20 protein-coding genes are annotated in these 16,491 nt (G+C 66.0%); 7 read left to right on the top strand and 13 right to left on the bottom strand.

Annotation, left to right across the window (positions count from 1 at the left end):
- The first annotated feature begins 46 nt into the window (after positions 1-46).
- Positions 47-676, top strand: coding sequence for a hypothetical protein (locus DY467_RS20415; RefSeq protein WP_164638597.1), 630 nt, complete (start codon positions 47-49; stop codon positions 674-676).
- A gap of 145 nt (positions 677-821) precedes the next feature.
- Entirely contained in the window at positions 822-1,415 is a 594-nt protein-coding gene (locus tag DY467_RS20410) for an inner membrane-spanning protein YciB (RefSeq protein ID WP_164638595.1), read from the top strand.
- 6 nt (positions 1,416-1,421) lie between these two features.
- On the opposite strand, the gene DY467_RS20405 is transcribed toward DY467_RS20410, so the two are convergent.
- Positions 1,422-2,132: an Ig-like domain-containing protein gene (locus DY467_RS20405; protein WP_164638594.1), complete on the bottom strand. Its 711-nt coding sequence runs from the start codon at positions 2,130-2,132 to the stop codon at positions 1,422-1,424.
- Positions 2,133-2,392: 260 nt separating this feature from the next.
- Between DY467_RS20405 and DY467_RS20400 the strand changes: the two genes are divergently transcribed.
- Positions 2,393-2,689, top strand: coding sequence for a hypothetical protein (locus tag DY467_RS20400; protein WP_011159411.1), 297 nt, complete (start codon positions 2,393-2,395; stop codon positions 2,687-2,689).
- A 358-nt stretch (positions 2,690-3,047) separates the two neighbouring features.
- Here DY467_RS20400 and DY467_RS20395 read toward each other — a convergent pair whose 3' ends face one another.
- The 3 genes from DY467_RS20395 to DY467_RS20385 form a co-directional block, all read right to left on the bottom strand.
- Entirely contained in the window at positions 3,048-4,703 is a 1,656-nt protein-coding gene (locus tag DY467_RS20395; protein WP_164638593.1) for a fumarate hydratase, read from the bottom strand.
- Positions 4,704-4,808: 105 nt separating this feature from the next.
- Positions 4,809-5,093 carry a type II toxin-antitoxin system RelE/ParE family toxin gene (locus tag DY467_RS20390; RefSeq protein ID WP_107356591.1) on the bottom strand — a complete coding sequence of 95 codons (285 nt, stop codon included), beginning with the start codon at positions 5,091-5,093 and terminating at the stop codon, positions 4,809-4,811.
- Positions 5,090-5,323, bottom strand: coding sequence for a hypothetical protein (locus DY467_RS20385; protein WP_164638592.1), 234 nt, complete (start codon positions 5,321-5,323; stop codon positions 5,090-5,092). The genes DY467_RS20390 and DY467_RS20385 overlap by 4 nt, the downstream gene beginning before the upstream one ends.
- A gap of 123 nt (positions 5,324-5,446) precedes the next feature.
- Here DY467_RS20385 and DY467_RS20380 point away from each other — a divergent pair, with 123 nt between their 5' ends.
- The 3 genes from DY467_RS20380 to DY467_RS20375 all read left to right on the top strand — a co-directional run bounded on the left by DY467_RS20380 (position 5,447) and on the right by DY467_RS20375 (position 6,838).
- Positions 5,447-5,941, top strand: coding sequence for a hypothetical protein (locus DY467_RS20380; protein ID WP_199851759.1), 495 nt, complete (start codon positions 5,447-5,449; stop codon positions 5,939-5,941).
- A gap of 216 nt (positions 5,942-6,157) precedes the next feature.
- Positions 6,158-6,328 carry a hypothetical protein gene (locus DY467_RS26255; RefSeq protein ID WP_199851760.1) on the top strand — a complete coding sequence of 57 codons (171 nt, stop codon included), beginning with the start codon at positions 6,158-6,160 and terminating at the stop codon, positions 6,326-6,328.
- Between the two features lie 150 nt (positions 6,329-6,478).
- A complete protein-coding gene (locus tag DY467_RS20375) occupies positions 6,479-6,838 on the top strand; it encodes a GFA family protein (RefSeq protein ID WP_107345590.1) in 360 nt (119 codons plus the stop codon).
- A 157-nt stretch (positions 6,839-6,995) separates the two neighbouring features.
- Here the strand turns inward: DY467_RS20375 and DY467_RS20370 are convergent, their stop codons facing one another.
- From DY467_RS20370 to flgB, 9 genes are all read right to left on the bottom strand, one after another.
- Positions 6,996-7,706 carry a glutathione S-transferase gene (locus tag DY467_RS20370; protein WP_164638591.1) on the bottom strand — a complete coding sequence of 237 codons (711 nt, stop codon included), beginning with the start codon at positions 7,704-7,706 and terminating at the stop codon, positions 6,996-6,998.
- Positions 7,707-7,827: 121 nt separating this feature from the next.
- Positions 7,828-8,859 (bottom strand): Tim44 domain-containing protein, encoded by a 1,032-nt coding sequence (locus tag DY467_RS20365; RefSeq protein WP_164638590.1) that lies wholly within the window; start codon positions 8,857-8,859, stop codon positions 7,828-7,830.
- 330 nt (positions 8,860-9,189) lie between these two features.
- Positions 9,190-11,754: a cell cycle histidine kinase CckA gene (gene cckA, locus DY467_RS20360; RefSeq protein WP_502706449.1), complete on the bottom strand. Its 2,565-nt coding sequence runs from the start codon at positions 11,752-11,754 to the stop codon at positions 9,190-9,192.
- A 187-nt stretch (positions 11,755-11,941) separates the two neighbouring features.
- Entirely contained in the window at positions 11,942-13,015 is a 1,074-nt protein-coding gene (flhB, locus tag DY467_RS20355) for a flagellar biosynthesis protein FlhB (protein WP_107345594.1), read from the bottom strand.
- A 26-nt stretch (positions 13,016-13,041) separates the two neighbouring features.
- On the bottom strand, positions 13,042-13,809 hold the full coding sequence (fliR, locus tag DY467_RS20350; RefSeq protein WP_164638588.1) for a flagellar biosynthetic protein FliR: 768 nt from the start codon (positions 13,807-13,809) through the stop codon (positions 13,042-13,044).
- Between the two features lie 106 nt (positions 13,810-13,915).
- Positions 13,916-14,179: a flagellar biosynthesis protein FliQ gene (gene fliQ, locus DY467_RS20345; RefSeq protein ID WP_164638586.1), complete on the bottom strand. Its 264-nt coding sequence runs from the start codon at positions 14,177-14,179 to the stop codon at positions 13,916-13,918.
- A 162-nt stretch (positions 14,180-14,341) separates the two neighbouring features.
- Entirely contained in the window at positions 14,342-14,647 is a 306-nt protein-coding gene (gene fliE, locus DY467_RS20340) for a flagellar hook-basal body complex protein FliE (protein WP_011159422.1), read from the bottom strand.
- Between the two features lie 35 nt (positions 14,648-14,682).
- Positions 14,683-15,108, bottom strand: coding sequence for a flagellar basal body rod protein FlgC (gene flgC, locus DY467_RS20335; RefSeq protein ID WP_107345596.1), 426 nt, complete (start codon positions 15,106-15,108; stop codon positions 14,683-14,685).
- A 21-nt stretch (positions 15,109-15,129) separates the two neighbouring features.
- Positions 15,130-15,537, bottom strand: coding sequence for a flagellar basal body rod protein FlgB (gene flgB, locus DY467_RS20330; RefSeq protein WP_107345597.1), 408 nt, complete (start codon positions 15,535-15,537; stop codon positions 15,130-15,132).
- Positions 15,538-15,856: 319 nt separating this feature from the next.
- On the opposite strand from flgB, the gene DY467_RS20325 reads away from it, so the two are divergent.
- Positions 15,857-16,491: flagellar biosynthetic protein FliO (locus DY467_RS20325; protein WP_205502593.1), on the top strand; the 635-nt coding region annotated here is incomplete at its 3' end.

Below are 16,491 nucleotides of genomic sequence, written 5' to 3'. Positions count from 1 at the left end.
TCGAACCTTCCCCAGCCGGACGCCGACCGACAAAGGTTCCGCTGCGATGCAAGGCCTGCCAATGCGACTGCTCCCTGCCCTCGCCCTGCTGCTCCCGCTCACTATTTCGGCCGCGTTCGTGGCGCCGGCCCGGGCTGACGGCGCCAGCAGCGTCTATAGTTCGACTGCACCCAAGGCGTGCCGGGTCGCGCGGCCGGGCGGCGCGCCGGAAGATAGCGGCGAGTGGCTGTGCCCTGGCCAGGACGGGCTGGTGGTGGTCGTATCGGAGATGGACCTGCGCCAGAGCGTCAGCGTCGGCCGCAATTACAAGGATGCCAGCGCCCAGCCGGCGGCCAAAACCTCGTTCGGCCCGTTCAACTCCACCACCGATACGGTCGAATGGCGGCTCGACGGCGCCGGCAAGCCGTTCGCCATCATCCAGCGCTGGCACCTCGCCGACAACGACGATCTTGGCAAAGGCGGCCGGCCCAACACCAAGCAGATGCTGGTGGTGACGCGGCTGCCGCCCGGCGCGGTGTGCCACGTCGCCTATGTGGACGTCGCCGCCAACCGCAACGCCAACGAGGTGGCACGGCAGGCGGCCGACGAGCTGGCGCGCGGCTTTGCCTGCGGCAAGGACAAGCCCAAGCCGTTCGGCAGCCCGGGGCGCGCCACCGCCCTGGTTGGGCCGAACTGAGGCTTCCCCGGCCCCAAAACAGCACGCGCCCCTTGTCGGCGGGCGGCTGCGGTTTACTTCCCTCGAGGGGCCACGCACAATCGGGCGGGGCGACGTCGCTCCGCCGCGGTTCTCCGCAGGCGGCGCGACAGCGGAGAAACGTGCAATGAAGGCGGTGTTCGCCAAGCTCGGCAGCGACTTCTTCTCCACCATCGTCTTCGTGGTGCTGTATTTCTCGACCGGCAACGTCGCGCTGGCGACGATTGTCGCCGTGCTCGGTGCGGTCGGGCAGTTCATCTACGCCAAAGTGAAGGGCCAGCGGCTCGACGTGATGGCCTATGCCAGCGTCGCGCTGGTGGTGGTGCTCGGCGGCGCCACGCTGCTGACCAACGATCCGCGCTTCGTGCTGATCAAGCCAAGCGTCGGCCACATCGCCGTCGGGCTGCTGATGCTGCGCCGGGACTGGATGCTGCGCTACGTGCCGCCGATCGTCGGCGACACCATCCCGGACTATGTGCGGATCGCCGGTTACGCCTGGGCGGCGCTGATGCTGGTGCTCGGCGCCGGGGTAATCGCGGCGGCGCTGACCGGCGATATCAAGCTGTGGACGTTCTACGTGATGGTGATCGCGCCGGCGTTCAAAGTCGCAGCGTTCGCCGCGCAGTATCTGGTGTTTCGCTTCGCGATCCGCAGCCGGCGGCGGGCCTCAGCCGCGACTGCAGCACCGGCCGCATCGACGCCGATCACGGCCGAATCTTAGCGGCGACTACATCCGCGGGGCGGCGGCGAGCGCCAGCGCGCGATCTTCGTTCGGTGCCAGCTGCGCAGTGGCCCGCGCGTAGTGATGATCGCCTTCGTACACGACCACGATGCCGCCGACGCCATTGTCCAGCGCCGAAGTAGTGAATGCCGCCAGCCCGGTGCGATCGAGCGGCACGTGCGCGGCAATCAACCGGTCGCCGTCGCGAAAGCTCACCGTGCCGGTCGGCAGGCCGTGCGGACCGGTCACGGCGGCGGTCAGCGTCACCACCGCGCCGGGTGCCGGAGCAGCATCGGACGACGACAGCATCAGGCGCGGCTGAGCCAGCACATCGAGCGCGACCTCGGCCGACTGGCTCGGCAGTACGATCAGCGGCAGCCGGCTGGCGCTGCCGGCGTAATCGGCGCGCAGCAGATGCCGGCCCGGCTTGAGGCCGTCGACCATGAGGCTCGGTTTGCCGGCATCGATCCAGCCCAGCACGGTGCTGGTCGACAGATCGTAGAACACTACCCGGCCGTCAGGAACGCCGGCGCCGTAACCGGTGCGGACGGTTGCGTTCAACACGAACCTGCCGGGAACACTGGGCTCGGCGATGATATCCAGGCGGGTGACGGTCGTCTCGGACACCACCTCAACCTGCGCGGCGGCAGGGAGGCTGGTCAGTCCGGTCAGCAGCGCCGCAACGGCAAGCGCGGCACTCACGTATGACAAACGCATGTCGGGTCTCCACCTTGAAGGCGTTGGAAACCTCGAGACGTCCTCCGAAGTTAACATAGGATAGCACGACGCGTGCACTGCACCACAGGTATCTGCATGCGCGGCCGGCAGAGCAGAACACCGCCCGATTCACGATGACGGACTATCGCGGCCCCTGGCCGCAGCGGGGCGGCACGTTCGGGCTTGTTTGTCGCTCCCGCACCATACTAAGAGGGGCGGCCCGGTGAACTCACGAGGACCGGGACCAAGGGGAGAAACACATGGCAGTCGACGGAAACTGGAAACTTACCATGAGCACGCCGATGGGCGAGCGGCAGGCCGACCTGACGCTGAAGGCCGACGGCTCGACGCTCACCGGCTCGCAATCCGCCGACGGCGATGCCGGCGAGATCTTCGACGGCACCGTGAACGGCGACGACGTCGCCTGGAAGCTGTCGATCACCAACCCGATGCCGCTGACGCTGAGCTACACCGGCAAGGTGAGCGGCGACAGCATCTCCGGCGAAATGGGCATCGGCCCGATGGGCTCGTTCCCGTTCACCGGAACCCGGGCGTAAGCCTTCGACGTCGCGGCCGTCCGACGCAGCCGCAGTTACCAATGTCATCACCGGGCCGGCGCGCAGCGCCGAGCCCCGGTGATCCATCACTTGAAGAAGATGGATGGCCGGGTCGAAGCCCGGCTATGATTGTTTCGGGAGGGCTCAGAAGCCCTGCCCCAGGCAGTCATTCCGGAGCCCGAGCCCGCGGGCCCTAAGGCAGTCATTCCGGGGCGCAGGCGAAGCCTGCGAACCCGGAATCCCGAGGTGTTCTGCGTTGAGCCGCTCGGGGTGGCCTGAACTTCGAGATTCCGGGTTCGCTCACTGCGTGAGCGCCCCGGAATGACGGTGCGAGGTGTTTCGCGACTGAAGCTTCGCCTCAGCCCAGGTTCAGTTCCTTGAAGAAGTCGTTGCCCTTGTCGTCGACGATGATGAAGGCCGGGAAGTCGACGACGTCGATCTTCCAGATCGCCTCCATGCCGAGCTCGGGATATTCCAGCACCTCGACCTTCTTGATGCAGTGCTCGGCGAGGTTGGCCGCAGCGCCGCCGATCGAGCCGAGGTAGAAGCCGCCGTACTTCTTGCAGGCCTCGCGCACCGCCGGGGCGCGGTTGCCCTTGGCGACCATCACCATCGAGCCGCCGGCCGCCTGGAACTGATCGACGAACGAGTCCATCCGCCCTGCGGTGGTCGGGCCGAACGCGCCGGAGGCGTAGCCGTCCGGGGTCTTGGCCGGGCCGGCGTAGTACACCGGATGGTTCTTGAAGTAATCGGGCAGCGGCTCGCCCTTCTCCAGCCGGTCGCGCAGCTTGGCATGCGCAGCGTCGCGCGCCACGATCATGGTGCCGGTCAGCGACAGCCGGGTCTTGATCGGGTGCTTGCTCAGCGTGGCGAGGATGTCCTTCATCGGCTGGTTGAGGTCGATCTTCACCACCTCGCCGCCGAGCGCCTGCTCCACTTCCGGCAAATACTGCGCCGGGTTGTGCTCCAGTTCCTCCAGATACACGCCATCCTTGGTGATCTTGCCGAGCATCTGCCGGTCGGCCGAGCACGACACGCCGAGGCCAATCGGCAAGGAAGCGCCGTGGCGCGGCAGCCGGATGACGCGGACGTCATGGCAAAAATACTTGCCACCGAACTGCGCGCCGACGCCGAGGCTCTGCGTCATCTTGTGAATTTCCTGCTCCATCTCGACGTCGCGGAACGCGTTGCCGAGTTCGGAGCCTTGGGTCGGCAGCGCATCGAGATAGCGCGCGGAGGCGCGCCTCACCGTCTTCATCGTTGGCTCGACCGAGGTGCCGCCGATCACGATCGCCAGGTGATAAGGCGGGCACGCCGCGGTGCCGAGCGTCATGATCTTCTCTTTCAGGAACGCCAGCAGCCGGTCGCGCGTCAGCAGCGACGGCGTCGCCTGGAACAGGAAGCTCTTGTTGGCCGAGCCGCCGCCCTTGGCCATGAACATGAACTTGTAGGCATCATCGCCCTCGGCGTAGATCTCGCACTGCGCCGGCATGTTGTTGGCGGTGTTCTTCTCCTCGAACATCGACAGCGGCGCGACCTGCGAGTAGCGCAGGTTACGGCGCAAGTAAGCGTCGCGCGCACCTTCCGACAACGCGGCTTCATCGTCGCCGCCGGTGATGACGTTCGAGCCCTTCTTGCCCATGATGATCGCGGTGCCGGTGTCCTGGCACATCGGCAGCACGCCGCCGGCGGCGATATTGGCGTTCTTCAGGAAGTCCAGCGCGACGAACTTGTCGTTCGGGCTCGCCTCCGGATCGTCCAGGATCTTGCGGAGCTGCTTAAGGTGGCCGGGCCGCAGATAATGGTTGATCTCGCCAAACGCCGCCTCCGACAGCGCCCGCAGTGCCTCGCGCTCCACCACCAGCATGTCGCGCCCGAGCACCTTCTCCACCCGCACGCCATCCGACGTGATCTTGCGATAGACGGTGTCGTCCTTCCCCAGCGGAAACAGCGGGGTGTGCTTATAGGGCGGAACCGGGGTGGCGGCAGACGGAACGGGGGTGGGAGCGTTCATGGACAAGGCCTCGAATGGGTAAATTCGCGGCCCTGTCTAGGCGGTTTCGGCGGGATTTTGAAGGGTTCAAAACGGGAGGGTGGCAGGCGGATCGGAGCGCGAGGTTCAGAGTTCGCGGTCCCGTGCGCCATGAAGGACCGCGATGACGATCACCCGTTGCTCGTCCTCATCCACTTCGTAGACAAGGACGTAGGGCAGCCGGGGGACAACCCACTCGAAGGTGCCCGTAACCTGCCCCAGCCGCCCCATCAGCGGAAATGAGAGCAGCAGTTCGGCGCTGCTGAAAAGGCGGCCGACCACGCGCTCGGCGTTGGTCGGACTGTCGATGGCTATCCAATCAAAAATCTGTTCGAGATCGTCGAGCGCACGATCGTCGAAAACAAGCCTCATGGCCGGGGCTGCGAGCCCAATCGAGCGATCCGCTGCTTAGCGTCCTCGTGAGATACCAGCTTGCGTTGCTGGTCGGCCCGGCGACGCCGAACTTCCTCCACCTGCGCTTCGGTCAAGCGCAGATCGTGCATCTGCTGGACGTAATCCAGCAGCGCGACCGCGGCGGCATCCTGCTCGGACTCCGAGAGCCTCGCGACCTGCTGCAGTGCCTGTTGAAGGAGTTCGGTCATAGGACAAGCCTACTACTTTGCCCTGGGTTGCGCCACTTCCGATTGAGACAGGTTTGTTTGGGATATTTGCGTTTCCCGCGCCCTCCGCTATGAACTTCGCCCGAACTGATCACGGAGGGGTTGATGATCGCCGCTGCCGACCATTCGTTCCGGATACCAAGCCGTGCCGCTTGGCTCGTTGGCGTCGCCATCACCGCCTCGACATTCGCCGCCTCCCCCGCTCGGGCGGATCGCTGCGACGATCTTGCCAAGCAGCTCAAGGCGCAGATCGATGGGATCAGCATCGGCAAGACCGCGGCCAACATGATCTACCTGTCGCATCCGGCCGCGAAGGCGCTGCGGCTGGGGTGTCCGAGCCGCACGGTGAAGAACGAGGTTTACGGTCAGGCGCCGGCGCGAAAACCGTCGCCGGAATTTCAGGACCTGATCGCCAGCGCCGCCGCGATCGTGTTCACGATCCCGAAGCCGGACACGCTGCGCGGCGTCAATCGCTGCTTCGGCCGGGTCGGCATCCTGCGCGGCAACGACATCAAGACCCGCTTCCGCCGGCTCGACATGCGCTGCATCCGGACCAAGACTGACGCGTCGATCTCGATCACCCGCGACAGCAGCGAATAGCTGCGCGGCCGCTCCGGCGGCGTCCATCCCCCTCGTGATGTCCCGCAATCCAAAGCCCGGCATTTGAAGCAAATGCCGGCGCAGGGGTGCGCGCAAAGTTCACCGGGCAGCGCGATGATCACGGTTGATCCGATGCCTACCCGGGCGCGGTCGGTGGCAAGCCGCCGCCGGCGCACCATCTGATCGGGGGACGTTGGCCAACACGAGGAAAGACTGATGAGCAGCATTTCGAACGTGTCGTCGACTCCTGTCTCCCAACCGACGACGCAGGCGAGCCCTCCACCGCCGCCTCCGCCGCCGAAGGACGACAAGGACACGACCAGCATCCAGCCGCCGAAAGCGGCGCTGCCGCCCGGACAGGGCACCCGCGTCGACCAGCTCGCTTAAGCGACGCAAGTTCCGATGCGACGACCGGCCCCGCCTTGCGCGGGGCTTTGGCGTTTTGAGGGACGGTGTTCGCCCCCCCCCTGCGCCAGCTATCGGGCACAACCCTTCGTCTGCTAGACTCCGCCGGCACGACCAGCGGAGTGCCTCCTGATGAGCGACGTCAAAGTCCTGACCGGCGGCTGCCATTGCGGCCTGGTGCGGTTCGAATGCACCACCGACCTTGCGATGGTGACGGCGTGCAATTGCTCGATCTGCACCAAGAAGGGGCTGCACTTCACCTTTCTGCCGCCGAAGAGCTTTCAGCTGCGCGCCGGCCAGGACAGCCTGAAGGAATACCTGTTCAACAAGCGCGCCATCAGCCACCAGCTCTGCGGCGAATGCGGCGTCGAGGTGTTCGCCCGTGGCGCCAAGCCCGATGGCACCGAAGTGGTGGCGCTGAACGTGGCCTGCATCGACGGCATCGAACTGTCGCAGCTGAAAATGACGCCGATCGACGGGCGGCATCGGTAGTCGGCGGCCACGCCTTCCGCCGTCATTCCGGGGCGCTCGCGTCCGCGAGCGAATCCAGAATCTCGAAGTTGTTGTGCTCGGGTCAGATTCCGGGTTCGCGCCTGTCGGCGCGCCCCGGAACGACTTGGGGAGAGTCGTTTATCCAAAAGTCCGGCTGTTACTTATCCAGCTCCTTGTAGTGCCGGAAGATGCCTTCTTTGTTGAACGGAATGCGGCGGTCGCTGGCGAGGTAGGCGGCGATGTTCGGGCGTTCGGCGATCCGGTCGTGCAGTGCGACCAGCTTCGGAATGTCGCGCTCGAATGTCTTCATGTGCCTTGGAAAGGCGTAGCGCAGGCCCTCGACGATCTGAAACAGCGACAGGTCGGCATAGGTCAGCTTGCGCCCGGTGAGATAGGTGCCGCCGCCGCCGGCAACCAGGCGTTCGAAATAGCCGAGGAATTTCGGCGCGCGATTGTCCCAGAACTCGGCGGTGCGTTTCTTCGCCGGCTTCCGCTGGTCTTCGTAGTACAGCATCGTGCCGATCGGATGGTGCGTGTCGTGCACCTCCTGCACCAGGTCCGCGATCGTGAGCTGCAGCTGATGCACCCACAGCCGGCCGGCTTCGCTCGCGGGTGCAAGGCCATGACGGCTGCCGAGATACAGCAGGATGTTGGCGGTCTGGCCGATGAGCAGCTTGCCGGCTTTGAGAAACGGCGGCGCAAACGGCGGCGTGCCCTGCTCCGCCTGCATCAGCTTCATCATCGTGGACATGCCGGCCTTGTTGCGGCGCGCGGCATCGACATAATCCGCGCCCGCCTCTTCCAGCGCCAGCCGCACGAATTCGCCGCGGCCCTGAATGGTCGGCCAGTAGTACAGTTCGTAAGCCATCGGTTCGGCTCCTGTGCTGATCGCCGCGGCTCTGCCCGCGCCGCCCCGCTCCGGAGCCTAACAAAAAAGCGCCGCGGAAGGTCCGCGGCGCTTCGATGCTGGATCGCTCGGGAGCAGAGCGTCAGTTGGTCTGCTGGATCGCGGCCAATTCCCAGCTCGCGCCGGGGCGCCGGGTAAAGGTCCAGATCTCGGTGACCTCGATCGGCGTGTCGCTGCCGGCGACCAGACGATTGGTGCCGCGCTCCAGGGTCTTGTCGACCAGCGAGAACCGCATCGCCACGGTGGCGTAGTCGGTTTCGCCCTCGCGCCAGGCTTCGGCGAGATCGCCCTGTAGCAGCTTCACATCCGACACCTTGTTGATGTCGTTGTTGGCCTTGTTCTCCTCCAGGTCCTTGGCGAAGTACGACGCCATTTCCGGAGTGGCGAGCTGGCGCAGCCGGTCGATGTCTTCATTCGACCACGCCGCCTGGATGTCGCCGAGCAGACGCTCGAACGCCTCATAGTCGTCCGGCTTGATCTCCAGCGGCCGGTCGTTGCTGGCGCTGGCGCCGCCACCGAAGCCGAAGCCGCCGCGCGAGGCCGGCTGCGCCGCCGGGTTGGCCGATTGGTTCATCGCATAGGCGCCATCGGGCCGCGGGCCCTGGCCGGCCACCGGACCGGGCGCATAGGCCGCCTGCGGGTTGTTGCGACGCTGCCACCAGCCCCAGGCCAGACGCGCCAGGATCACGACCAGCGCCACCTGCAGCACCAGCCCGATGATCGAGGCGAAGCTGCCGAGACCCGACAGGAAGCCGCCGCCGAACAGCATGCCGAGCAGGCCGGCGCCGAGGAAGCCAGCGGCAAGGCCGCCGAGCATGCCCATACCCGGGCGGTTGAAGAAGCCGCCCTTGTTGGCGGCGGCGCCCGCCGCCGGGCCGCTCATGCCGGGGCTGCCCGGCTGGCTATAGGTGCGGTTGAACGGTTGAGCGGCACCCGGCGCCGTGTTGGTGCTGGGCGGTGCCGAGAAGCTGCGCGAGCCGCGCGAACCGGAGCTCGAGCCGCCGCCGATGCGCGCGTCGGCCGCCGACGTCAGCGTCAACGACAGCGGCATCGCGAGCGACATCGCCACAGCAAGAGCGGTCATAAAGCCGCGGGTGCGGTGCAAGAAATTCATGTTACTCCCTCAATCCCCGGCAGGGGGAAGCTCCGTTAAAAATGGGCACCAGCCTCCAAAAAGGAAGCGGGCGCGTCGTCGCACACCTGCGGCCCTCGGTCGCGGGGAGTACGATGAAGCTAACGAGGCGTTAAGAAATGCGCCGTCGCATTGCAACTGATCGGCAATGCGAACTGGCACCACCATTAGTCTCGTCATGCCGCCTCGTCCCGGGCATCCGCGACACGCGGCGATATCAACGACAAAAACGCGCGTGGCCGGGACAAGCCTGGCCACGACGAGACTAGGAGCAAGGCGCGCATCGGAAGCGAGCGCTGTCCGCCGCAAGCCTCAGTTCGGCGCCATCGTCTCCTTCACCTTTGCGACCAGCGCGCTGAGTGCGAAGGGTTTGGCCAGGAAGGCGAACTGCTCGTTCTCCGGCAGGCTCTTCTCGAACGCATCCTCGGCATAGCCCGACACGAAGATGATCTTCAGCTCCGGATTGCGAGCGCGCATCGCCTTCAGCAGCGTCGGGCCGTCCATCTCCGGCATCACCACGTCGGACACGACGAGATCGACTTCGCCGCCATGGGCATCGAATTCTTCCAGCGCTTCGACGCCGTTGGAAGCTTCGATCACCTCATAGCCGCGCGAGCGCAGGCCGCGGGCGTTGAGCGAGCGCAGGCCTTCCTCATCTTCGACCAAGAGGATGGTGCCCTGCCCGGTCAGGTCGGCGCGCGGCTTGGGCGCCGCCGGTGCCGGCTCGGGTACCGTGCCGCTTGCCGCGGACGTCTCAACCTGCGGCTCGGCGACCTGCTCGTGGCGCGGCAGATAGATGCGGAAGGTGGTGCCCTTGCCGATCTCCGAATCGACGTACACAAAGCCGCCGGTCTGCTTGATGATGCCGTACACCGTCGACAGTCCGAGGCCGGTGCCCTTGCCGACTTCCTTGGTCGAGAAGAACGGCTCGAAGATCTTGTCGAGAATTTCCGGCGGAATGCCGGTGCCGGTGTCGGAGACTTCGACGCAGACATAGTCGGCAGCCGGCATGCCGTTGTGGCCGAGCTGCGAGGCGGCGGAGGCGGAGACGTTGGCGGTGCGGATCGTCAGTTTGCCGCCGTCGGGCATCGCGTCGCGGGCGTTGACGGCGAGATTGACGATCACCTGCTCGAATTGCGAGACGTCGGCCTTGGTCCGCCACAGATCGCGGCCGTGCTGCATTTCCAGCGAGATCTTCTCGCCGATCAGCCGCTTCAACAGCCGGTCGATGTCGGTCAGCGCCTCGCCGAGATCGAGCACCTGCGGACGCAGCGTTTGTTTGCGCGAGAACGCCAGCAGCTGCCGCACCAGCGTCGCGGCGCGGGTGGCGTTCTGCTTGATCTGCATGATGTCCTGGAACGACGGGTCGGTCGGCTTATGCGCGTTCAGCAGGAAGTCGTTGGCCATCATGATGGCCGACAGCACGTTGTTGAAGTCGTGCGCGATGCCACCGGCGAGCTGGCCGATAGTGTCCATCTTCTGCGCCTGGTTGACCTGGTTTTCCAGCGCGCGGCGCTCGGTGGTTTCGAGCATGTGGACGATGGCCGCTTCGTTATCGGTCTCATCGCTGACCGCGGTCACGAAGAACTGGCCCCAGCGCTCCTTGGCGCTGGCAAGCATCACTTCGACCGGCGCGATATCGGCCTGCCCCTTGGCGGCCTGCTCGATCGCGCCTGCCAGCACCGCACGGTCGCGCGCCGACGCCGCCGCCAGGATCGACTTGGACGCCGAAGCGCCGGCCGGGTCGAGGCTCTGCGCCAGCTTGGCAAGCCGCGCATTCGCCCGCACCACCGCACCAGTCTTGTCGACGGTGGCGATCGCCATCGGGGTCTGGTCGAAGAACCGCATGAACCGGATTTCGGCGGCGCGCTGCGGATCGAGCCGATCATCGCGGGCGCGGCTGATCACCAGCGTGCGCGACGGGCCCGGAGTGCCGTCGGCGCCGAAGGCAAGCTTGTGATAGAGCCGCACCGGCACGGTCTGGCCGCCGCGCTTCTTCAGGTCGATGTCGAAGACTTCGGTTTTCACCTCGCCCGGCTCGGGCACGATCGAGGTCAGCAGCGCGGCGCCGTCGCCCGAAACCACGTCCGACAGCTTCAGGCCACCGGAGCCGATCTCGGCGAGGTCATGATCGAGCCAGTTCGCCAGCGTGGCGTTGACATAGACGAGGTTGCCGGCCGGATTGACCGAGAAGAACCCGCAAGGCGCATGGTCGAGATATTCGATTGCGTGCTGCAGGGTCTGGAACACGTCCTCCTGGCGCTCGCGGTCGCGGGTGATGTCGGCGATCGACCACACCGTCTGCCGCGCCTCGCGCTTGCTGGTGCCGAGCGGGCGAACCCGCAGACGCATCCAGCGGCCCTCGGTGCCGTCGGCACCGGCAACCCGCACTTCTTCCTGCAGCCGGCGTCCCTCGCGCGCCGCCTTGAGCAGCCGGAACACTGCCTCGGAAACATCGGGATTACCGATGAACACCCGCTCCACCGGGCGGACGTCCTGCATCGTCGCCGCACCCGTCAGTGCCAGATAGGTCGAATTGGCATAAACGACGTGGCCGCCGGCGTCGGTAACCGCGATGCCATCGAAAGCGTTTTCGGGAATCGCCCGCAGGATCGGATCGTCGGCGGAGCGGTCGGCGAAGCCGATGATACCGGCCGCGAACGCGAACAGCATGAACAGACCGACCATCGCCAGCAGCGCCAGCAGGCCGAGAATGTAAGGCTGGGCGCCGGCTCGGCCGAGCGTCATGAACGCTACGGCGGCGGCGACGATGGCGCCGGCCAGCAGCAGCACAAGCGCGATACTGCCGCCGCGGCGGGCCGGCTCCGGCGAGGCCGGACGCGGCTCGGGCGAAGCTTGTTGATCGTTGATGGTCATGGTCACCGAACCGGTCCCTTGCCCGCCGGGCACGCGGCGGCGCGGCTCCAACTGCCTGAATCGCGGCCGGAAACGCAAGACCATCCTCCGGCCCGTCCGCAGGCCATCAAGGACAATCCGCTCCGGCTTCCCGCGCCAGGGCGGCGCGCCGCCCGCCCCGCTCCTCGCTGCTGATGCATCGCCCCGCTCAATTGCTGCGGCCGGACCACGCCCGCTTCAGGTTCATGACGTAACCGATCACCTCGGCGACCGCCTGGTAGTGTTCGACCGGGATCTCATCGTCGATCTCCACCGTGGCGTACAACGCGCGCGCCAGCGGCACGTTCTCGACGATCGGCACGTCGTGTTCCTTCGCGACTTCCCGGATCCTGAACGCCACCGCGTCGACACCCTTGGCGACGCAGATCGGCGCCGACATGCCGCGCTCGTATTTCAGCGCCACCGAGAAGTGGGTCGGGTTGGTGATGACCACCGACGCGTTCGGCACCTCGGCCATCATCCGCTTCTTCATCCGCTGATAGCGGAGCTGCCGCAACCGGCCCTTGATGTGCGGATCGCCTTCCGACTGTTTGAATTCTTCCTTGATCTCCTGCAGCGACATCTTCTGCTTTTCGTGCCACTGCCGATACTGGAAGAAGTAATCGCCGACGGCCACGAAGGCGAGCATCGCCACCACCGCGCCGAGCAACTTCAGCGTCAGCGCCACGGTGACGCCGAGCAGCGCGGAGACGTCCATCTTCAGCAGCGCGTCGAGCCGGTCGTGCTCGGGATACAGCACCGCCACCATCACGATGCCGAGCGCCACGACCTTGAACAGGCCCTTGAGGAAGTTGGCCATCGCCTGTTTGCCGAACAGCCGCTTGGCGCCTTCGAGCGGCGACAGCTTGCTGAATTTCGGCGTCAGCGCCTCGGCGGAAAACACCAGCCGGTGCTGGATCATGTTGCTGGCGATCGCGACGATCACCAGCATCAACAGCGGAATGCCGATCGCCGCCAGCGTCGCGTAGGACAGGCTCTTGGCGAGCGCGATCAGCCCGTCGCCGTCGACGCGCAGCATCCAGGATTTTTCGATCAGATTGCGCATCGGCGCGAGAATGCCGGCGCCGATCGACTCGTGGAACGAGGACAGCACCAGCGTGGCGCCGGCGATCAGGAACCAGGTGTTGACCTCCTGGCTCTTGACGACGTCGCCGCGCTTGAGTGCATCGTCGAGACGTTTTTGTGTCGGCTCTTCTGTTTTCTCGTCACTGTCCTCGGACATCGTTCAGCTCCGAACGACGCCGAGCGTCAGCGTGGCATCAGATCGTGCATCACGCCGCCGAAATAGCCGAGGAAAGCGCTCATCATCGTGGTCAGCACCACCGCGAGTACGATGAAGCCGATCACGATCGAAAGCGGAACGCCGACGAAATACACCTGCATCTGCGGCATCAGCCTCGCCAGCACGCCGAGCCCGATGTTGAACACCAGGCCGAACACCAGGAACGGCGCCGACAATTGCAGGCCGAGCTTGAACGCAGCTGCGAACGCCTTGGTGGCCAGCGCTGCGACGTCGCCGGTGTGCATTAATTCGCCCGGCGCGAACACCTTGTAGCTGTCGCTCAGCGCCTGGATCACCAGATAGTGCATGTCGGTGGCGAACAGCAGCGTGACACCGAGCATCGTCAGAAAGTTGCCGACCACCACGCCCTGCTGGCCCTGGGTCGGATCGACCGCCGAAACGAAGCCGAGCCCGAGCTGCTGGGCGATCACTGCGCCCGCGACCTGCAGCGCCGACAGCGTCACCCGCGCGGTGGCGCCGAGCACGATGCCGACCGCGATCTCCTGCAGCATCAGCACCAACAGCGGCGTCAACGACGACATGTCGATCTGATAGGCCGAGCGATGCAGCGGCAGCATGATCAGCGTCAGCATGAGCGCGATCGACAGCTTCACCCGCGTCGGGATGTTGCTCTCGCCGAACGCCGGCATCAGCATCACCATCGAGCCGATGCGTGCGAACACCAGCATGAAGGTGGCGGCGAGCGCCGGCAGGAAGGTCAGGTCGATGCGCATCGCGACTGTCTGATTCGGAGCGCGCGTCAGAAGGTCGTGCGCCACAGCCGCGCGATGCGGCGGCGACGGATGCGACCAGCGAAGCGGCGCGGGCTCCGATCATGCGTCAACCGCCGATGATTCGCGATGAGATCCGTATCATCTGCGAGTGCAGCGCGTCGGCCATGAAGGGCAGCGCCAGCACCAAGGTGACGAACATCGCCAGGATTTTCGGCACGAACACCAGCGTCTGTTCCTGGATCTGGGTCAGCGCCTGAACCAGCGACACCGCTACGCCGACCACCAGGCCGACCACCATCAGCGGCGCCGACACCACGACGATGGTCCAGATCGCGTCGCGGGCGACGTCGAGGGTTTCGGGGCCGGTCATGAGAGAATCCTTGTGTCGACGATTGTGGCAGTGGTGGTGTTCGGTCTCGCCATCGTCATCGCGAGGAGCGGAGCGACGAAGCGATCCAGGAGCGCGGTGCGCTCGGCCCTGGATTGCTTCGCTTCGCTCGCAATGACGATGCCTATTGGTAAGGTGCCGCCGTCAGATCGGCATCCGCATGATTTCTTCGTAGGACTGGATCACCCGGTCGCGGACCGACACCAGCGTCGACACCGCGACGTCGGTTTCGGCGACCGCGGTCACCACATCCATCACGTTGGATTTGCCCGACGCCATCGCCATCGACTGCGCGTCGGACTTGCGGCCGGCGTCGAGCACGCTGCCCATCGCCTGCTTGACCAGGTTGCCGAACGACGGAGCGTCTTCGCCCCCCTTGTCTGCGCCGGCCGGCTTGGCCAGGCGGGCGAGGCTCGCATAGGCATTCGCTGCTGAAATCGGGGAGGCCATGGGTCAGTGTCCTGGTGCGATGCTGGGGAAGCGGATCAGGCTTTGAGAATGTCGAGCGTGCGCTGGATCATCCGGCGGGTGGCGCTGATGACGTTGAGGTTGGCCTCGTAGGACCGCTGCGCATCGCGCATGTCGGTCATTTCGATCACCGGATTGACGTTCGGATACTTGACGTTGCCGTTGGCGTCGGCGGCCGGATTGGTCGGCTCGTATTTGACGCGGAACGCCGAGGTGTCCGGCTTGACGCGGCCGAGCGCCACGACGCGGGCGTCGAGCGTGCGGTCGAGCGCCGACGTGAAGGTCGGCACCTTGCGGCGATACGGGTCGCCGCCCGCGTTCTGCGCCGTGGAGTCGGCGTTGGCGACGTTTTCCGAGATCACCCGCATCCGGCCCGCCTGCGCGCGCAGGCCGGAAGTGGCGATACCCATCGAGCGGGCGAAGTCGTTGCCGTCGTCTGCCATGGTTTAGCCTCCCGGCGCTTCTCAGCGCTTGCCGATTGCGGTCTTGAGCAGGCCGAGACTGCGGCTGTAGAGCGAGGTCACGGCGGCGTAGTCCATCTGGTTGGACGAGACCTTCAGCATCTCGTCCTCGAGGTTCACGGCGTTGCCGGCCGGACGGGTCTGGAAGCCGCCCTTGTTATCGGTGGAGAAGCTCGGCGAGCCGCCGGGCGGGGTCAGATGCGACGCGCTGGTGCGCATCAGCGGCAGCGATCCGCCCGGACCGCCGGCGGCCTGACCTTCCGGGGTGAATTTGGGCTCCACCAGATCCCGCGGCCGGAAGTTCGGCGTGTCGGAATTGGAGATATTTTCGGCAAGCACCTTCTGGCGCTCCTGATGCCACTGCATCTTGGTGCGCAACGCGTTGAGCTCGGGGAGATCGTTGATCGGCATAGCCGCCTCCGCCCCGGTCTTGCCGCCACGCGATTCCGCCGGGTAGGCAGAATTTGCCGCCCCTATGGTTAACGACTGGTTAAGAGGTCCGAGCTGCATGCCGGACGCAGTGGTAACTGCGGCGAAAACGGCACCAAACGCGGTTTGGGCGGCATGATTGGTGGATTATAAGAAGAAACGGATGGCAGTTCTTGCCGGGGATTATTAAGAAGGGACGAGGCGGGCCGCCGCGCGTCACCGGAACTGGTCGCGTTCGCATTCCGGAATGGGCGCTTCCGGAAAGCGCCAGGGCGCCAGCGTTGTTTGCCGGGGATACAGCATGTCATCGCAGCCATTGATGTTTTTTCTCGCATTTCTGGCCGTTCTGGCGCTGATTGGCGCCGCCGCCTGGCTGGTACGCCGCTTTGCCGGCAATCGGCTCGGCACCAATGCCAGCCGCGGCCGGATGCCGGGGCTCGCCGTGATCGACGCTGCCGCCGTCGATGGCCGCCGCCGTCTGGTTCTGGTCCGGCGCGACAATGTCGAACATCTGCTGATGATCGGCGGGCCGAGCGACATCGTGATCGAGCCCAACATCGTCCGCGCCACCCCGTCGCGGGATCAGTTGCCGACCCGCGCCGGTGTCGAGCCGCGCCTGACGGCGCCGGAGCCCGGCCAATGGGAGGCCGATACCGCCGCCGAGCTGCCGGAGCCGGAACTGCCGCCGATCCCGACACGACCGTTGCGCCCGGGTGCGGCCGAGGAGCCGCGTCGCGCGCCGCCGCCAATGCCGGAGCGCCGTCCGGCCGATCCGTTCGCCAGCCTGGTACCTGAACCGATCGCCCGCCCCGAGCCGCCGATGCCACGCGTCGAGGCACCGATCATGCGGGCTGAACCTCCGATCATGCGGGCGGACCCGCCGATCCTGCGGCCCGAGCCGCCGATCACGCGCCCCGAGCCCCCGATCCTGCGGCC

Origin of the sequence: Rhodopseudomonas sp. BR0G17 (assembly GCF_010907025.1) — a bacterium.
Lineage (GTDB): Bacteria > Pseudomonadota > Alphaproteobacteria > Rhizobiales > Xanthobacteraceae > Rhodopseudomonas > Rhodopseudomonas palustris_H.
This window is presented reverse-complemented; position numbering and strand designations above follow the sequence as displayed.